The 17,962-nt window shown below is 46.3% G+C and carries 8 protein-coding genes; 4 read left to right on the top strand and 4 right to left on the bottom strand.

Annotation, left to right across the window (positions count from 1 at the left end; translation table 11 throughout):
- Nucleotides 1-475: 475 nt before the first annotated feature.
- Together H6F73_RS16495 and H6F73_RS16490 are read right to left on the bottom strand one after the other, a co-directional pair.
- Complete coding sequence (locus H6F73_RS16495; protein ID WP_190759849.1) at nucleotides 476-7,132, bottom strand: PAS domain S-box protein; 6,657 nt, start codon at nucleotides 7,130-7,132, stop codon at nucleotides 476-478.
- A gap of 546 nt (nucleotides 7,133-7,678) precedes the next feature.
- Nucleotides 7,679-8,098 (bottom strand): secondary thiamine-phosphate synthase enzyme YjbQ, encoded by a 420-nt coding sequence (locus H6F73_RS16490; protein WP_190759848.1) that lies wholly within the window; start codon nucleotides 8,096-8,098, stop codon nucleotides 7,679-7,681.
- A 238-nt stretch (nucleotides 8,099-8,336) separates the two neighbouring features.
- On the opposite strand from H6F73_RS16490, the gene polA reads away from it, so the two are divergent.
- On the top strand, nucleotides 8,337-11,270 hold the full coding sequence (gene polA / locus H6F73_RS16485; protein WP_190759846.1) for a DNA polymerase I: 2,934 nt from the start codon (nucleotides 8,337-8,339) through the stop codon (nucleotides 11,268-11,270).
- 64 nt (nucleotides 11,271-11,334) lie between these two features.
- Nucleotides 11,335-12,279 (top strand): DUF4351 domain-containing protein, encoded by a 945-nt coding sequence (locus tag H6F73_RS16480; protein WP_190759844.1) that lies wholly within the window; start codon nucleotides 11,335-11,337, stop codon nucleotides 12,277-12,279.
- A gap of 5 nt (nucleotides 12,280-12,284) precedes the next feature.
- Here H6F73_RS16480 and H6F73_RS16475 read toward each other — a convergent pair whose 3' ends face one another.
- Nucleotides 12,285-13,085, bottom strand: coding sequence for an alpha/beta hydrolase (locus H6F73_RS16475; protein ID WP_190759843.1), 801 nt, complete (start codon nucleotides 13,083-13,085; stop codon nucleotides 12,285-12,287).
- A gap of 246 nt (nucleotides 13,086-13,331) precedes the next feature.
- Entirely contained in the window at nucleotides 13,332-15,980 is a 2,649-nt protein-coding gene (locus tag H6F73_RS16470; RefSeq protein ID WP_190759841.1) for a M1 family metallopeptidase, read from the bottom strand.
- Here H6F73_RS16470 and H6F73_RS16465 point away from each other — a divergent pair.
- Both H6F73_RS16465 and H6F73_RS16460 read left to right on the top strand, forming a co-directional pair.
- Nucleotides 15,979-16,146 (top strand): hypothetical protein, encoded by a 168-nt coding sequence (locus tag H6F73_RS16465; protein WP_190759839.1) that lies wholly within the window; start codon nucleotides 15,979-15,981, stop codon nucleotides 16,144-16,146. The two genes, H6F73_RS16470 and H6F73_RS16465, sit on opposite strands and share 2 nt — an antisense overlap.
- Nucleotides 16,147-17,814 (top strand): DUF3352 domain-containing protein, encoded by a 1,668-nt coding sequence (locus tag H6F73_RS16460; protein ID WP_199330629.1) that lies wholly within the window; start codon nucleotides 16,147-16,149, stop codon nucleotides 17,812-17,814.
- The last annotated feature ends 148 nt before the right edge of the window (nucleotides 17,815-17,962 follow it).

Below are 17,962 nucleotides of genomic sequence, written 5' to 3'. Positions count from 1 at the left end.
CAATATTTACCTATACAAAAATATCTTAACTTTTCAGAAAAGAATGAGACACATTCCGATTTAAAACTAATTGCCATATCCTAACGCACTTAACTTGAAAATCACAAGGTTTTATGACAATTCCGTATTTTTACTCATTCTGGAATTAATGGGCTATTAAAATCTTAGATAAAATTAGATGGCAAAGCAATTGTTTCTAGGATTTAATCTTAACTACCAAAAAACGAGCTTTCTAGAGCCGGCCCCGTTGTCCACTCCCGGATAAGACTGATGGAAAAATTGAATTAAAGGGAAGTTTAGCTGCAAATTCTTATGCTCATATCGTTAAAGTTTAGTAAAACTATGACGCGCTTCTTCTTAAGCTAGAAATCTATTTTCATAGGCAGATTTTAAATTTTAGAATCAATTGAGGGAGCATCCAAGCCGCTGCTTTCTGGATAACTCCCCCAATCAAAGAGTCGCCTCTGCATTATTTTCACTGAGCTTGATGAACTGGAATCTCAATATAAAACTCAGAGCCTTTGCCCGGTTCAGAAAGGCAAGTTAAAGCACCGCCATGTTTTTTTACCACAATTTGATAGCTGATAGATAATCCCAATCCCGTGCCTTTACCTATCGGCTTCGTCGTGAAAAACGGGTCAAATAACCGTTGCCGCACTTCCTCGCTCATGCCGCTGCCATTATCAGCAATGCAAATGATCGCTCGGTTTCCGAAACCGCGACTTCCCGTCTCCACATAAGTGCGGATCGTAATCGTGCCCGACGATGGCACAGTTTCCAAGGCATCAATGGCATTAGCCAGCAGATTCATAAACACTTGATTCAGTTGGCCGGCAAAGCAATCAACTAAGGGCAACTCCCCATACTCTTTCACAATTTGAATCTCCGGTTGGTCAGATTTCGCTTTCAGCCGGTTTTGCAAAATCAGCAGCGTATTATCCAACCCTTCATGAATATTGACTTCTTTCATGTCCGCTTCGTCAAGGCGAGAGAAATTCCGCAAGCTAAGCACAATATTGCGGATGCGTTCCGTTCCCATCTTCATAGATGAGAGAACCTTCGGCAAATCCTCAGCCATAAATTCCAAGTCAAGTTCAGAAAGTAAATCTTTCACTTCAGGCATCGGGTTAGGATAGCACCGGCCATAAAGGTCAATTAAATTCATTAAATCAGCCGTGTACTCATTAAGGTGAGAAAGATTGCCGTGAATAAAGTTAACCGGATTGTTAATTTCGTGAGCAACCCCGGCAACCATTTGACCGAGAGAAGACATTTTTTCAGTTTGAATGAGTTGGGCTTGAGTGCGTTTTAACTCGTGCAAAGTTTGCTCTAACTGTTGAGCTTTTTCTTGAGCAATCTTGGCAGAATCTTGGGCTTGCGTGTAGAGTTCAGCTTGGCTCAGGGCGATTGCAAGTTGATCCATAACTGCTTGCAACAGTTCCACTTCTGAGTTAGCCCAAGGTCGAGAACCGCTATGATGGCAGCAACTGAGCACTCCAATCTCACCAGAAGGCGTCTGAACCGGCAGCGTCAGTATCGCGGTGTAGCCGACAGTGGTATACAGTTCTCGTTCGTGTGGATCGATAGCCGCCGCCAGATCCTCAGTCCGCAGCATTTCCAAGTTAAGGAATTTTTGAGTGATAGAATTTGCTGGGGCTGGGTGTTGGCCCAAGGAGCTGGGCAGGCCGGGGTTCTTCGCTTCTTTCACCACTTCCCAGGCGGCTTGATCTTCTGAGGGTCGATACCAAGTAAAGAGGCATCGGTCAATCTGCAACAAATTGTGGATCTCACCCACAGCCGTTCCCAATATGGTATTGACATCAAGGGAGTTCCGGATATCGCTCGACAAACGGTTGAGCAGTGCCTCTCGCCCCGCGAGTTGTCTAAATCGTGCTTCCGACAGCCGCAACGCTTCCTCCGCTTGCTTGCGCTTAACGCCTAATGCAATTTCGTCCGCTGCAAATTCCAGTGCCTTGAGAGTAGAATCGGTGAGCCGTTTACGGGCAAACATGGCCATAACCCCTAAGACTTGGCCGTCGATGATCAAGGGATAGCCGGCGAAGGCGATCAAGCCCTCTCTTTTTGCCCAATCTTTATCAGCGACACGCGGATCGTCCTGAACCGAGTTGGTTAGGTGAGGTTGGCACTCTTGGGCAATCAGACCGATTTTGAATTGACCAACCGGCACGCGGCTGTGAGGGCCATCAAGGTGGGTATACATTCCCGCACTTGCTTGCAATTCCAGCACGTTCTCCTCGTTGTTGAGCGTCCAAATGCGAGCGAAGGCAGCATCAAGATGTTGAACGACAGCCTCAGTACAGCGTTGCAGCAACACCGGCAAGCCCTCGCTCTGGGTGAGAGCCGTGTCTACATCCGCACGAAATGCAGCTAAGCCGGCTTTCTCTGCTAAAGCTTCTTGTGCCCGCTTGCGATCAGTAACGTCCACACCAATGCCCCAGCTAGCCCAACCGGGAATCGGGAATTCCTCAGATATATTCGACCATGCAATTGTTTTGGCACTTCCATCTTTAGCCGTGATTTCGCATTCCCAGTTGCGGTAGTTATTGCCAAGTTCACCCCATTTGGTCAGCATTGAGGCCCGATACGCGGGATCTGGATATATCAACTCCATTGCTTTAGCATTGCCTACAATCTCTTGGGCACTGTAGCCGGTAACCCTTTCGGACTCGCGGTTCCAAACGGCGGTGATCCCACTGGCATCCAAGGCATTCATCATCACCGGCATATTCTCAACGATCTGGCGCAGTTGTTCTTCGCGCTGTTGCAACGCTGCCTCTGCCAGTTTGCGCTCAGTGATGTTTTGCACTAAAGTCATGCCGGCGAAGATTTCTCCCTGCTGGTTGGTAACCGGCAAAATTTGCGTTAAATAGACTCTATCGCCATAAGGCATTTCCGAAACCGTCGTGTTGCCGGCGAGTGCCGCTCGATACATTGGCTCGAGAAATTCGCAGGTTGCCGGTGGAAAAACCTCCCAAAGGGTTTTCCCTTCCATTAATTCCTTAGAAAGTCCAACCGCCGCTAATTCGGTTCCGTCCGCCAGCATATAGCGCAAGTCTGAGTTGAATAAAGCCACCGAACCATTGGGGAAATTCCGGGCGAGGGCACGGTACAGTTCTTCGCTTTGGCGCAGCGCTTCCTCTGTTTGTTTGCGAGCACTGATATCTAGCCCCGCGCCTAATAGTTTAATGACTTGACCCTCTGAATTTAAAACCGGCTGCCCTTTGGAGAGCATATATGCGATGGAACCATCAGGGCGAAAGAATCGGTGGTCAAATTCATAAGGCACGCGTTCCGTAATTGCCAGCCCAACTGCTGATACAAAAACTTCTCGATCATCAGGATGAATTTTTTGCAACAACTCTTCATAATTCGGGACGGGTTGACTCGGTTCCATTCCCCAAACAAGGAACATTTCCTCCGACCAAGTAATTTCTCCCGTTGCTAGATCGAATTCCCAACTGCCGACGTGGGCGACTTTTTGAGCTTCTGCAAGTCTGGCTTCGCTTTGGCGGATCGCTTCCTCTGCCTGCTTGGCGGGAGTGATATCACGGGCGATGGTGGAGATAAATTCCAGCACTCCGTTTTCCCCTTTGTGCGCCATCATGACTTGCGAGACGGGAATCTCTGTGCGGTTGCGGTACTGCAAAGCCGTTTCGCCGCTCCACACCCCGTCCTTGATGGCTGCCGGCACTCCTTCAGCCAGCATAATTTCTGCCGCACTCTTGGCGCAGAACTCAGAGATATGGAGGCTTGAGATGTCCTCATCTTCACCAATCCCTAACATTTTCCGACCGGCACCGTTGACGTAGAGTACATTGCCTTGGCCATCAGAGGTGCCGACAAAGTCTGGCGTTGCTTCTAAGATTGCCGTTAGTCTTGCCTGAGTTTTCTCGGCTTGTTTGCGTTCGGTGATATCTGAATTCAAACCATCCATGCGGAGGGGAGCACCGCTTTCGTCATAAATCATCCACGCTCGGCTGTGAACCCAGCGCACTTGGCCATCTGCTCGAATAATTCGGTACTCTATTTCACTGCTGCCCTCTTGCATCACCCTGCGGTTGTTTTCAAGGGCGCGATCACGATCTTCTGGATGAATCACCTCAAGCCAGAGGTTGCTGTTCTCGAAAAACTCAGAGCGTGAGCGACCGTAAAGTTTCTCGATCAATGGATTCATGAAAAGCAAATCAAAGGTAGTGGCTGAAACCGACCACACCAAATCTTTCAGGGAATTGAGAATGCTGTTGAGCCGTGACTCGCTCTCGCGCAAAGCTGCTTCTGTGTTCTGGCGATCAGTGATGTCCCGTGCAATTCCCATCAGACCCATGACATTTCCTTCTTTGTCACGGTAGACGCTTTTTGTCGCTAAATACGTTCGCTTCCTGTCTGGCGCTTGGACAATTTCTTCTAAGGTCTCAGAAACGCCCGTTCTCAGGATTCTGTTGTCAGTTTCCTTAATTTGAGATAGTAGTTCAGGCGGAACAAACTCGTTGTCATCTTTGCCAATTATTTCCTCGCAGGTTGTTCCCATTACGCGGGCAGTCGCGGAGTTAACCAACACATAGCGACCGTGAATATCCTTAACAAAAATGGGATCGGGGGTTCCTTCAATCACACCTCGCAAGAGGCTATAGCTTTTTTCCAGTTCTTCTTTCGCTTGTTTGAGCGATAACTCTGCCTGTTGGCGCTCGGCCATTTCGTCTTCCAGCCGCTCGATGGCATTCCTTAATTCCGCAGTGCGATCTTCTACCCGGATTTCTAGGGTTTCATTGGCTTGTTTAAGGGCTTCTTCCGCCCGTTTCCGGTCGCTAATGTCATATCGGATAGACAAATATTGTTCGGGTTCGCCGGCATTATTTAAAAGCGGCACAATTGTGGTATCTTCCCAGTAGTGCGAGCCATCTTTAGCGCAATTCTTAATTTCGCCTTGCCACACTTTGCCGGCGGAAATAGTTGACCACAATTGCTTTAAAGATTCCGCAGATTGATAATTGGAATTGAGAAAATTGTGGTTTTCTTCCAATAATTCTTGACGGGAATGTTGAGAAATCTTACAAAATTTGTTGTTAACATAAGTAATCGTTCCCTGGCAGTCGGCGATGGCAACAATGGCAGACTGATCTAAGCCCCATTTGAACTGTGCTAATTGTTTAATCGATTTCTGTAGGGCTAATTCTGTCTGCTTACGGTCGCTAATGTCTTGCCAGCAACCGATGAATTCTAAGACATTTCCCGCTTTGTCTCGAACCAACTTGATGCGATCTTGCATCCATCGGTAGGTGCCATCTTTGTGAAGAAAACGGTATTCGTGGGAGTCATCTCCTCGCTCAAATAGCTGGGACTTTTTCGCGAAGACATCGGCAGCATCTTCGGGGTGAATGTGACGTGCCCAAAAGTTTGAATCTTCTAGAAATTCTCTTGCTTCATAGCCCATCTGCGCCTTAACATTTTCGCTGATGAAGGTTACGCCAAAATCGCCATCAGCCTTGCAACTATAAATCACGGCAGGGCCGGCATTGAGCAGATATTGCAACCGTTCTTGTAGAGAGGTGGCGTGTAATGTCTCTGTCTGTAGTGCTTCCTGTGCCTGCTTCCGTTCAGTAATATCCACGAAGGTGATAACCGCCCCTTTAATTTCTTCTCCCTCAATAATTGGATAAGAAGAATATTCCACAGCAAAAGCCGTTTTATCCCGCCGCCAAAAAACTTCGCTGTCTATATGACAACTCATTCCTTTGTGAAAGGCGCAAAAGATGGGACACTCGCAAGTGGGATAGGATGAGCCATCACTACGACTGTGATGAATTAACTCGTGCATATTTTTGCCCATTAATTCATTGGGCTGATATCCCAGCATTTGAGCGGCTGTTTTGTTGATGAAGGTGCAGTTTCCTTGTAAATCGATTCCGTAGATTCCTTCGCCGGTTGAGTCTAGCAATAATTGGATGTGATTAACGAGTCGCAACTGCTCTTGTTCTGTTCGTTTGCGCTCGGTGATGTCCGTTGCGATGCCACAGGTTGCATACGGGACACCGGCAGCGTCGTAAATCGGAAATTTGCTGGAGATGTAGGTGTGTAAACCGTCGTCTTGAGGGACAATTTCTTCCCACTGCAAGGACGTTTCCGCTTCGATCACTGTTTGATCATTCGCAGAGAATGCTTCAGCCATTTCCTGCGGGAAAATATCGAAATCTGTCTTTCCTTTTATTTGTTCTCTATGAATATGGAAGAGGTTTTCGTACTGTTGGTTAACTAGAATATACCGGCCCTGAGCGTCTTTGACGAAGATGACTGTTGGTGAATTATCAATAATCGCTTGCAGCCGCGCTTCACTTTCTTGTAGCGCTTGTTCAGTTCGCTTGCGTTCGCTGATGTCGGAGATTGAACCAACATAACCGGCAACTTCTCCGCTCAGAGTTTTCTGAGCAACTGCTTTACCAAATACCCAGGTTGTTGTGCCGTCGGGATGTTGGAAACGATACTCTGATTTAAAGGGCAAGTTCTCTTTTGCACAGTGATACCATTCTGCAAAGACGCGAGCTTGATCGTCAGGATGGATGGCTTTTAGCCAACCGGCTCCTTTTGCTTCTTGAACCATCAAGCCGGTGAGCGCACACCATCGCTTGTTAACATACAAACAATCTCCCTGAGCATCGGTGTGAAATATCCCCACCGGCGCAATTTCTGCTAGGCTCTGATGGCGCTGTTCGCTCTCTTGCAGTGCCTTCTGCATCTGCTTGCACTCGGTGATGTCATGAGCAACGGCATAAACCAAGCCGTCTGCTGTGTGCTGAGCATCTGTCCATTTCAGCCACTTGTAAGAGCCATCTTTGCATAGGTAGCGGTTTTCAAAGATGATCGTGTTGACACCGGCTCTGAGTGTTTGCGCTTCCGCAAGGGTTGCTTGCCGGTCTTCCGGGTGAATCAACTCGATAAATGGCGTTGCCAAAAGTTCTTGCTGCGTGAAGCCAAGGGTTTTTTCCCATGTGGGGTTAAGATGCTTGAAATAGCCATCTGTGCCGGCAACACAAAGCAAATCCAGGGAAAAATTGAAAAACTGGTCTACTTCTGCCCATTTGTAGCTACTAACGCCATTTATTTCGGCAATATTCACGATCATCGCTTGCCCTCAGCTTTTGATTGGGATTTGTCTGCTAATTTTTAATGTTTCCGAGCAATTTATGCCCATCTATACAAAACTATTTTGTGTAAAATGGATTTGGCAACATTTTTAAAAGTTATTTGACACTCATTAAATTTGTTTCCTGAAATGCCGTTTTTTACCTTTTAGGCAAGTGCGTTTGGCTCAGAATTTTTGAAAAACCCTAACCCAAATCCCAAGCGTAAGTGAATGGCTCTACAGTTTATTCTTTGTGCAACCCCTTAATTTTCCGCCTCATCCTTCAACCAAAAGATCCCAGTGATGTTATATTTTTCCCTGCTCATCAAAAAAACTATCACACAGATTTTCTTTTTTATTTTTTTGGGGTGCTCGTAAGAAAAGGCCCAATTTGAATGGCCAAGTTTCTCAATGTGGCGGGTTCAAGCTAAAAGTTAAAAAAATATAAATATTTTTGGAAAATAAGTAATTGAGTCTTTGGCTATGCGGAAGCATTACCGTTAATAGGGTTCAGGTTTTTGTCTTCAGAATGAAGGAATTTCACTCACCGGCAATGTGAACGACAACTTCTCGAACGTGACTGCGCTGCCGGTGTTCCCAAATGTAAATTCCCTGCCAAGTGCCTAACATCAGTTTACCTTGAGAAATCGGAATCTGTTCTGATGTTTGCGTCAACGCAGTGCGGATATGAGCCGGCATATCATCAGGCCCTTCAGCATTATGATAATACCGCCGGCTGTCTTCTGGCACTAACGTCGCTAAGAAGTTTTCCAGATCCCGCAGGACATCGGGATCGGCATTTTCTTGGATCACCAGGCTAGCAGAGGTATGGCGGAGAAACACTGTACAAAGTCCAATTTTAACGCCTGACTCGGCAACCACGGCTTGCACTTTGCTTGTGATTTTACACAGGGATTTGCCGGTTGTTTGAACTTTTAGGAGTTGTTGATAGTGGGTCATGTGATTTTAGGCTTGTAGTGTGGTTTTTGCCGAAGTGGGTGATTTTTTTAACCGCAGATAGACGCAGATGATAGCGCAGTCTGTTGTCAGTTATCGTCAGATGGTTGCTTGGCTGTGGTTATCCGGTTCGGTTTTAGGCTGGGTTACACGTTTTTGTCAAAGTACCACTATTGGGTTTAGACTGCCACCGGCTTGAGGGTTGATGGTGCAGGTCGAGGGACTAGCTAAAATAGAGACGATGTCACACTCTATCAGTGGTTTGAACGTGTCGGATAATTCTAGCTCTACCTTTATCCTTGTTGATGGCCACTCGCTGGCCTTTCGGTCTTACTTTGCGTTTGCCAAAAGTCGGGATGGGGGTTTAAGAACAACCACCGGCATTCCCACCAGTGCCAGTTTTGGCTTTCTCAAGTCGCTGCTAGAGGTGATGACGGCGCACAACCCACAATATCTGGTGATCGCGTTTGATCTGGGGTTGCCGACTTTTCGCCACGAAGCCGACGACACTTATAAAGCGGATCGTGAGGAGACACCTGAAGACTTTATCGTCGATCTCAAGCACTTACAAGAATTGCTGGCAGCGTTTAATCTCAAGATTGTAACCGCTCCCGGCTATGAGGCGGATGATGTTTTAGGCACGTTGGCAACGCAAGCGAGTGCTGCCGGTTACACGGTTAAAATTCTTACCGGCGATCAAGATTTATTTCAATTGGTTGATACTTCTAAAAATATTAGTGTTCTGCGTTTGGGACGAGATAGTTTTGGTTATTCTGGCACCGGCAAGGCGAAAGAATATGGCCCAGAGCAGGTCAAGGAAAAATTAGGCATTCTGCCGGCACAAGTTGTTGATTATAAAGCTTTGTGCGGTGATAAATCTGATAATATTCCCGGAGTTAGAGGCATTGGTGAAAAAACAGCGGTGCAACTTTTAAGCACTTACAATTCTCTTGATGATATTTATGCGTCAATTGATCAAATTAAAGGTGCCGTCAAAACCAAGTTAGAAACAAGCAAAAATGAAGCGTATCACTCTCAAATGATGGCGCAGATTATCAGGAATGTGCCTTTAGAAATTGAGCTAGAAGATTGCAAGCTCAAGGGGTTTGACGAGGCAAGGTTAACTCCGATGCTGGAAAAGTTAGAGTTTAAGTCCTTCTTACCTAAAGTCAAGCAATTACAAAGGCAGTTTGGCGGTGCTGATGAACAAGACAGCAAAGAAGCACAGCAAAAGTTTGAATTTGCTGCAATCAATGAGGATAACGATCTGTGGTTTTTCACGGCTGCTGACACAGAGAAGGCTAAGAAACAGGAAAAGAGTTTGATTGAACCTCGCATTATTCAAACTGAAGCACAATTAAAAGAATTGGTGCAACAACTGCAAACTCATACTGATCCAACAATGCCGGTTGCGTGGGATACGGAAACAACGGATCTAGAACCACGAGATGCGGAATTAGTGGGGATTGGCTGCTGTTGGGGTGCCGGTGCGGAGGATGTGGCTTATCTTCCCATCAGTCATGCTGCCGGTGGTAATTTGGATAAAACAACGGCTTTAGATGCGTTGCGTCCGATTTTGGAAAGTGCGAAATATCCCAAGGTTTTGCAGAATGCCAAATTTGACCGGCTCGTGTTGCGCTGTCAGGGAATTGAACTTGCCGGTGTGGTATTTGAAACAATGCTGGCGAGTTATTTAATTAATCCAGAAAACAATCACAGCTTGAGTGAATTGTCGAGCAAATATTTAGGAATTGTTGCCAAAAGCTACGATCAGTTAGTTCCCAAAAATAAAACGATTGCTGATATCGATATTGCAGCCGTCGCTGATTATTGTGGGATGGACGTATATACAACGTTTTTACTGGTGCCGAAGCTGCGAGATCAGTTGGATAAGGCTGCTAAACTGCATAAATTGCTGTTAGAAGTGGAACAGCCTTTGGAGCCGGTTTTGGCACAGATGGAATACACCGGCATCCACATCGATACCGCTTATCTGAAGCAACTTTCGCAACAGATGCAAAAGAATTTAGAAACCGTTGAGCGAGAAGCTTATGAGGCTGCCGGCGAGGAATTCAACATTGGATCGCCAAAACAGGTGGCTCAAATATTATTTGAAAAGCTACAGCTTGATGTCGGCAAATCTCGCAAAACCAAAACAGGTTACTCAACAGATGCCGCCACGCTGGAAAGATTGCAAGGCACTCACCCAGTTGTTGATGCAATCTTAGAATACCGCACCTTAGATAAGCTGAAATCTACTTATGTCGATTCTTTGCCAAAGCTAGTTCGTGCAGATACACATCGGGTGCATACCGATTTTAACCAAGCGGTGACAACGACAGGCCGGCTGTCTTCTAGTAATCCAAATTTGCAGAATATTCCTATCCGAACAGAATTCTCTCGGCAAATTCGCAAAGCGTTTGTCCCTGAAGCTGGTTGGTTAATGGTTTCTGCTGATTATTCGCAGATTGAGTTGCGAATTTTAGCTCATTTAAGCCAGGAGCCGGTGTTAGTTGAAGCTTACAGAAATAATCAGGATGTGCATACCGTAACGGCACAGCTATTATTTGATCGAGAAAAAATCACCTCGGATGAACGCCGCATTGCTAAAACGATTAATTTTGGCGTAATTTACGGCATGGGTTCAACACGATTTGCCCGTTCTATTGGGAAAACTTCAGCAGAAGGAAGGGAATTTATTAATCGATTTAAGCAGCGCTATTCCAAAGTTTTTGATTTTTTGCAAATGGTGCAGAGACAGGCGATTTCACAAAATTATGTAGAAACAATTTTAGGCCGGCGTCGATATGTTAAATTTGAAAATTCCAGCTTGAGAGCGAAGTTCGGAACACCTTGGGATGAAATCGATTTGGATGCAATTCAAACGAATAGCAGAAATGATGCAGATGCTTTGCGTTCGGCTGCAAATGCCCCGATTCAAGGTTCTAGCGCGGATATTATCAAGTTAGCAATGGTAAAAATGCATGAGGTTTTACGCGATTATAAATCGCGGATGCTGTTGCAAGTTCATGATGAATTAGTGTTAGAAGTTTTGCCCGATGAATGGGAAGAATTGCAGCCTAAAATTAAATCTGCGATGGAAAATGCTCTGCCGCTGAGTGTTCCACTATTGGTTGATATTCATGCGGGGCAAAATTGGATGGAAACAAAGTAACGGCGTTTGTTAAATCTGGAAAATGAGAGATAAAAATGATAAATTTGGTCATCTTTAGATGCGAATGATTGACCATGATCGGTTGTTTAAAGAACTCCTAACAACTTTTTTTGTGGAGTTTATCGAGTTGTTTTTGCCAGAGGTGGTGGCTTATCTAGAAGGGGATTCAATAGAATTTATAGATAAGGAAGTGTTTACCGATGTCACAGCCGGCGAAAAATATGAAGCAGATTTAGTGGTGAAAGCCAGATTCCGAGGGCAGGAGTCATTTTTTCTGATTCATCTCGAACATCAGGCGCGAACAGAAGCGGATTTCGCTCAACGAATGTTTCGATATTTTGCGCGGTTGTATGAAAAATTTGGGCTGCCGGTGTATCCTGTAGCGCTATTTTCTTACGAGACGCCGGTGCGCCCAGAACCGAATGTGCATCAAGTGGCATTTCCAAACAAAGTGGTTTTGCAGTTCAATTATGATGTGATTCAGCTAAATCGTCTCAATTGGCGAGATTTTCTGCGGCAACCCAACCCGGTTGCCAGTGCGTTAATGGCAAAAATGAACATAGCACCGGCAGAGCGCCGGCAGGTAAAATTTGAATGTCTGCGATTGTTAGCAACTTTGCGATTAGATCCAGCGCGGATGCAGTTGATTTCTGGATTTATCGATACCTATCTGCGCTTGGGTGCAGAAGAGGAGAAGCTGTTACGGGACGAAATTGCTAAGATGGAGCCGGTTCAGCAGGAGGAAGTTATGCGAATAGTTACAAGCTGGATGGAAGAAGGAATAGAACAGGGTTTGCAGCAAGGAAAACAGGAGGCAACACTCTCACTAATTCTGCGCCAACTTTTAAGGCGAATTGGTGTGCTTTCCCCTGAGTTACAAGCGCGTATTCAGCAGTTATCTTTGCCTCAGTTAGAGGATTTAGCAGAGGCGTTGCTAGATTTTACAAAGGAGGAGGATTTAGTGGCTTGGTTGCCGCCGGCTTCCGAACACTCACAACCGGAGGAATAAAGGCTTTATTGAGTCAGATAAGCACGAATTGCTTGAATTACTTCTTGCGGCGCACTCAAGTGAGGAACATGACCTTTCGCATTGATATTCATTAGCTGACTATTAGGAATCTTTGCTGCCAGATACCGACCTACCTGCATAGGTACAGCATTATCTTGACTCGATTGTACAATCAATGTCGGAATCGTTAAACGTAGTAAATCATCGCGAAAGTCCGACTGAAAAATTGTGCGAGCAAGAACTGAAGCAATATCTGGGCGAAGGGCTTTTAGCGTACTTACATACTCAATTGCGAGTTCTGGTTGTTGTGGATCTCCGATGATCAAAGGTGCAAAGCCACAAACCCAGGCATTGTAATTCGCAGACATGGCAGCATAAAAGGCATCCAAATCGGACTGCTCAAAACCGCCAATATATCCTGTATCGTTGAGGTATCGGGGTGATGCACCAATCATGATGAGCCGGCTGAAGCGATGTGGCTCAATTAGGGCTGCTAGCAAGCCAATCATCGCACTAACTGAGTGAGCGATGAGGATCGAGTTAGTCAGTTTTAATTCAGCATATATCTCCAGTAAATCATGTGCATATCCGGAAAGGCTGTTGTAGCGGTGAGGGTTGTAAGCAGACAAATCTGACTTGCCGGCTCCCACATGATCGAACAGTACAATGCGATAATCAGACTCGAAGGCCGGTACAATATATCGCCAAGCGGTTTGATTCGAGCCAAAACCGTGAGCGAAGATGAGTGTTTGATTGCCTTTTCCCAGGACTGTTACATTATTGCGTTTGAGAATATTCGCAAGCATCTTTACTATTTTAAACGACTTACTTTCTTCTTGATAAAAGCATTCCGGTAAGAGAGGGGCGACTGGGAATAAGGAAAAGAATAGCCGTAGATAATTTTACCCCAGAACAGAGTAATCTGAGAAACTTTTACAGATGCAGCCTTTCTAAAAAAACAAGTTGATTGTTCCTCAGTGGCTGCAAAAAAATAAAGGAAAGAAACCCGGTTAATCTAAGCAACCGGATTTCTTTCCACTCACAACAAACAACTATTTAGACTTAGCTTCTAGATTCTCCAACCGGCTCTTAAGTTCCTGATTTTCCTTCTTCAATTGATCCAGTTCTTCCCGCATCTGCTTCACCGCTTTATCAGCACCGGCATTCTTTTGCACCTTCAGAATCGCTTCTTCTGCAATGCGCCGCACCCTTCCGTCAGGCGTTTGATCGGCTAAAGCACTCAAAATTGCAATCGCCTTCGCCGTCTCCATTTGCCCCAGCGCCGACACCACCGAAACTTGCGTCAAAAAGAACGTTTCGCAAGATAACTCAGTCAGCCGATCCAAAATCCGTTCTAGATTCAGCGCAGTTTGCCCCGCCGAAATCGCGCCCAAAGCCCGAATCGCAGACAAACGCAGAGGTTGCGGTACACCGGCTTCCGTGTATTCCAAAATCATATCTAGAGCATCTTCCGACGTTTTTAGCCGGCTCAAACCCCCAATTGCACCTGATCGCACCACCTCATTCCAGCCGGCACGTTCCTTCAGAACCGACTTCAGCAGCTTCAGAATCTGACTTTCCTTCGGCTTCTCATTCAGCTTTGCCGCCCCAATTGCCCCAATCGCCCGGATAGCCGCCGCCTCCACATAATAACTAGGATCGCCCTTTTCCACAATTGGCTTGAGCGCCTTGTAACTCTCATGCGTCTTAATCTTCGCTAGCGATTCCACCACCGCCTCACGCACACCGGCATCCTTGTCTTGTAACCCAACCACTAACGCATCAAACGCCTGATCCAGCTTAATTTTCGCCAGCAGCCTCGCCACTTCCACCCGCACACCCCAAAACGCCTCTTTCTGAAGCGATTCCGATAGCGCCTTCACCACTTCTAAACCGCCTTTCTTTGCCAGCGCCTCTGCGGCATAAATGCGAGAAAGTGGATCGGGATCGAACTTTAACTGCGCTTTCAATTCCGCAACCGGATACTCCAGTGTTACCTTTTTCAGGAAATGATTGCCGGCATCAAAACTGATAAACTGAGGCTTTTCTGGCAGCGGAAAATAAAAACTTTGCTCTCGTTCGTGGACGCGAACGGTGAAAGTTTTGAGTGCTAAGTCCTGAGTGCTCAGTCCTGAGTTTATTTCTTTTTCTTCTGATTCTTCAGTGCTGTCTTCCCTTTGCTGGATATAACCAAATGCAATCGGTAGTTTTAGATCGAATAACTCTTTACCGGCACCATTGCTGCTATCTTTAACCTGGGTTTGCGTGACTGTTATTTTAGCGAGTTTGCTGTCTCCATCCCAAGAATAAGCGACTTTATAATCTGGATGACCACCCCGATAAACATATTGGTCAAACAAAAACATCAAATTACGACCCGTAGCTTTTTCAATCGCTCTTAATAGGTCAATGGTTTCAACGGTTGCGTGGGCGTTGTCTTGAACAAAGGTTTGAATTGCTTTATAAAACAGTTCGTCACCTAATTCTGCCCGAATCATGTGATAAACACAAGCGCCTTTTTCATAAAGGTGCCGGTCGTATAATTCAATGGCTTCCCGATAAACATGGGTAACAATCGGACGGCGATACCGGCTGCTATCTTCCGCAAAATAATTGCGGGCTTCTTTGAGCCGGTAGTAGGCAGCATCTTGCAAACCATACTCTTCTTCCGTCCACATCACCTCTGTATAAGAAGCCATTCCTTCTTTAATCCAGGCGTGTGACCAATGTTTGATCACAACTAAATCCCCAAACCACTGATGCGCCAATTCGTGAGCCACTAAACTTTCAGTGGTGCGATTATCTAACGCCGCCCGTTCGTCGATTAAACACCGATCCGTCAGCAACGTGGTTGAGGTGTTCTCCATTCCCCCAAAAATGAAATCATCTACACAAACTTGGGCGTATTTAGGAAACGGATAAGGATAGCCAAATTTTTGACTGAAAAATTCAATCATTCGGGGTGTTTTGCCCATGCTGCGACGGGCATCTGCTTGCCGGCTTTTGTCTACATAGTAGTTAACCGGCACACCATTCCACTCATCCTTAATTTCTGCAAACTCACCCACCGCCAAAGTCATCAAGTAAGTGGGATGCACCTGTTTTTGCAACCAGTGGTAAATTTTGTCATCACCGGCATCTTCTGTGGCGATCAGTTCCCCGTTAGAAATAGCCAGGAATTGCTTAGGAACTTGTACCCGAATCTCAGAGGTTGCCAGTTGTCCGGGATAGTCGAAGCAGGGAAACCAAAAGCGCGAGTCTTCATCTTCCCCTTGCGTCCAGACTTGCACAGGTTTGTCGGGGTAGTGTTTATCTGGCGCAATGAAATACAGTCCGCGCTGGGGATTGTCTACCTTGTAAGTGATCTCCAGCGTTAATTGCTGGCCGGCTTGGGTCGGTTGCGCTAGCTGGATGTGCAACTTTTCGCCATCATAGTCGAAGGACTGTTTAATTTCATCAGCTTTCACTTTTTTAATGTTCAAGTTGACCGCATCCAAAGTAAGCCGGTCAATCCCGCTACGCACAGGCATTAGCTGAATAGTGCAACTGCCGTGGAAGCTTTTTTTGGGAATTTCCAGTACCAGGTCAAGGAAAATATGTTCTACTTGGCCCGGTCGATCTGGATTGTAATGGGGGCGAGCTCCTGGCAACTCAAAGGATTTGTTACCGTTATTTTCTGCATCAAAGTAAGAGTGCGACATGGGGAATTTCAGAGCCTGTAATGGCCGATTACTGCTAGTTATGTTAGATGTTGGGCGGCGTGCGCTTTTCCTTACCAGATTAGCGCGTCTGGCGGCTTGCGTAGCCCGCACGCAGCAACCGGCCTGCGTGTGTCGTGACACCATCACAGAGGTTGATATCGTTTAAATGATAGACACTAATCCCATGACAGAAAGAATTTCGGGAAAAAAAACACCGCTATTGATAGCTGCGGCGGCTGTTGTTGCGGCGGGAAGCGTGGCGGGCTACCTTTACTTTAAAGGACTTCCCGGCAAGAGTTCGACTCCGCTTGAGAGTGCGAAATTAGTGCCAGATGAAGCCTTGATGACCGCCTTTGTCGCCACAGATTCCCAAAACTGGTCAAAATTGAAACAGTTTGGCAGCCCTGAAGCACAAAAGTTGGTGACTCAAGGCTTACAGAACTTGCAAGCGCAAATGCTGGCAGACTCTAACATTAATTATGAGAAGGACTTGAAGCCTTGGGTGGGCGGGGTGATGTTCGCCATCATGCCCCCGGCTGAAAAGACTGCCGGTAAAGAATCCAACGTCCTCATGGTTGTGGGCATTCAAAATAAATTGAAAGCGCTAGAATTTGCCAACCGCTTGAAAGGCCAAAAAAAGGCTGCGGTTGAAGAAAAGCAGTACAAAGGCATTACTGTATCGAATGTTAAAGAAGAAAACGGCACCAATTACAACACGGCTGTATTGGGAGATCATTTGCTGCTGGCTTTCCAACCAGAAATCCTTGAGAATGCCATTGATACGTTTAAAGGGGAACCTTCCTTTGCCAGTAAAGGTGATGTGGCAACTGGGTTAGCAAAAGGTGCCGGTGTGCAAAATCCCATCGCTCAAGTTTATGTCAGCGATTGGGCCGGCGTGGTGAAGCAATATGTCTCGAACAACCCACAGGCACCGCAACTGCCGGCAACCACACTCAAGCAGCTAGAGCAAGTGCAATCCGTCGTCATGGGGCTTGGGGTGGATAATGAAGGTTTGCGGCTGAAAGCAGACGCACAGATGAACCCGCAAGCCATCACCCAAGAGTTTAAACCGGCCCCAGGCACTGTGGTCTCTGAATTTCCCGCTGAAACAATGGCCCTAGTCACCGGCCACAAAATCAGCGAATATTGGTCTCAAATGGTGGCCCAGTCAAAAGACTCGCCTGAAATTAAAGCATCTGTGGATCAGGTGCGGCAGTCGGTCAAAGATACCGTTAATCTCGATGCCGATAAAGAAATTTTCGGTTGGATGGATGGTGAATTTGGCCTGGGTGTGATTTCATCCAACCAGGGAATTTTAGCTCAGTTTGGATTTGGCAGTGCTCTGGTTGTGGAAACCGGCGATCGCAAAACCGCTGATAGCACCTTTAACAAACTGGGGGTATTGGTTAAGCAAAATCTGCCATTTCTCAGCATTGATCAGCGAAAAATTGGAGACAAAGAAATCACCGAGTGGAAAATCCCTCAAGGTGCTTTGCTAGGGTACGGTTGGCTGGATGAAAACTCCCTCTTTGTGGCGCTTGGCCCCTTGGTGGATGTGATAGCCAATAAGCCGGCGAATCCCCTTGACACTAGCCCCAGTTTTAAAGCGATTGCCGGTTCTTTACCCAAGTCTAATCAAGGCTATTTCTACCTAGATATGGATCGAATCATGCCGGTTGTTAATAACATCACCGAGCAATCCGGTAATCCCATCTCACCGGCAGCTTCTGCGATCCTTAACTCGATGCGCGGAGTCGGTGTAACGGCGACTTGGGAAAATAAAACAACCAATCAGCTAGAGATGTTGTTTTCTCTCAAGCGCAGCAGTAAATAGGCGCTAGAGTGCTGAGTGCGAGAGTGGGAGAGGGGGAAAGTAAAGGAATAAGGGATTTCTTCCACTCTTCCCTCGTCCCTCTTTTCCGATTCCCACACTTTTTTAAAAATTATTGTGAACAAATCAGCAGCCTTATTGTGTGGCGCAA

This window comes from Microcoleus sp. FACHB-68 (assembly GCF_014695715.1).
GTDB lineage: Bacteria > Cyanobacteriota > Cyanobacteriia > Cyanobacteriales > Oscillatoriaceae > FACHB-68.
The sequence above is the reverse complement of the archived record's forward strand: the minus strand, read 5'-3'. Positions and strand labels throughout refer to the sequence as shown.

Coding starts and splice junctions, on each gene's coding strand:
- H6F73_RS16460 (WP_199330629.1), top strand. CDS start 16,147: ATGATAGACACTAATCCCATGACAGAAAGAATTTCGGGAAAAAAAACA.
- H6F73_RS16465 (WP_190759839.1), top strand. CDS start 15,979: ATGGGGAATTTCAGAGCCTGTAATGGCCGATTACTGCTAGTTATGTTA.
- H6F73_RS16480 (WP_190759844.1), top strand. CDS start 11,335: ATGATTGACCATGATCGGTTGTTTAAAGAACTCCTAACAACTTTTTTT.
- H6F73_RS16470 (WP_190759841.1), bottom strand. CDS start 15,980: ATGTCGCACTCTTACTTTGATGCAGAAAATAACGGTAACAAATCCTTT.
- H6F73_RS16490 (WP_190759848.1), bottom strand. CDS start 8,098: ATGACCCACTATCAACAACTCCTAAAAGTTCAAACAACCGGCAAATCC.
- polA (WP_190759846.1), top strand. CDS start 8,337: ATGTCACACTCTATCAGTGGTTTGAACGTGTCGGATAATTCTAGCTCT.
- H6F73_RS16475 (WP_190759843.1), bottom strand. CDS start 13,085: ATGCTTGCGAATATTCTCAAACGCAATAATGTAACAGTCCTGGGAAAA.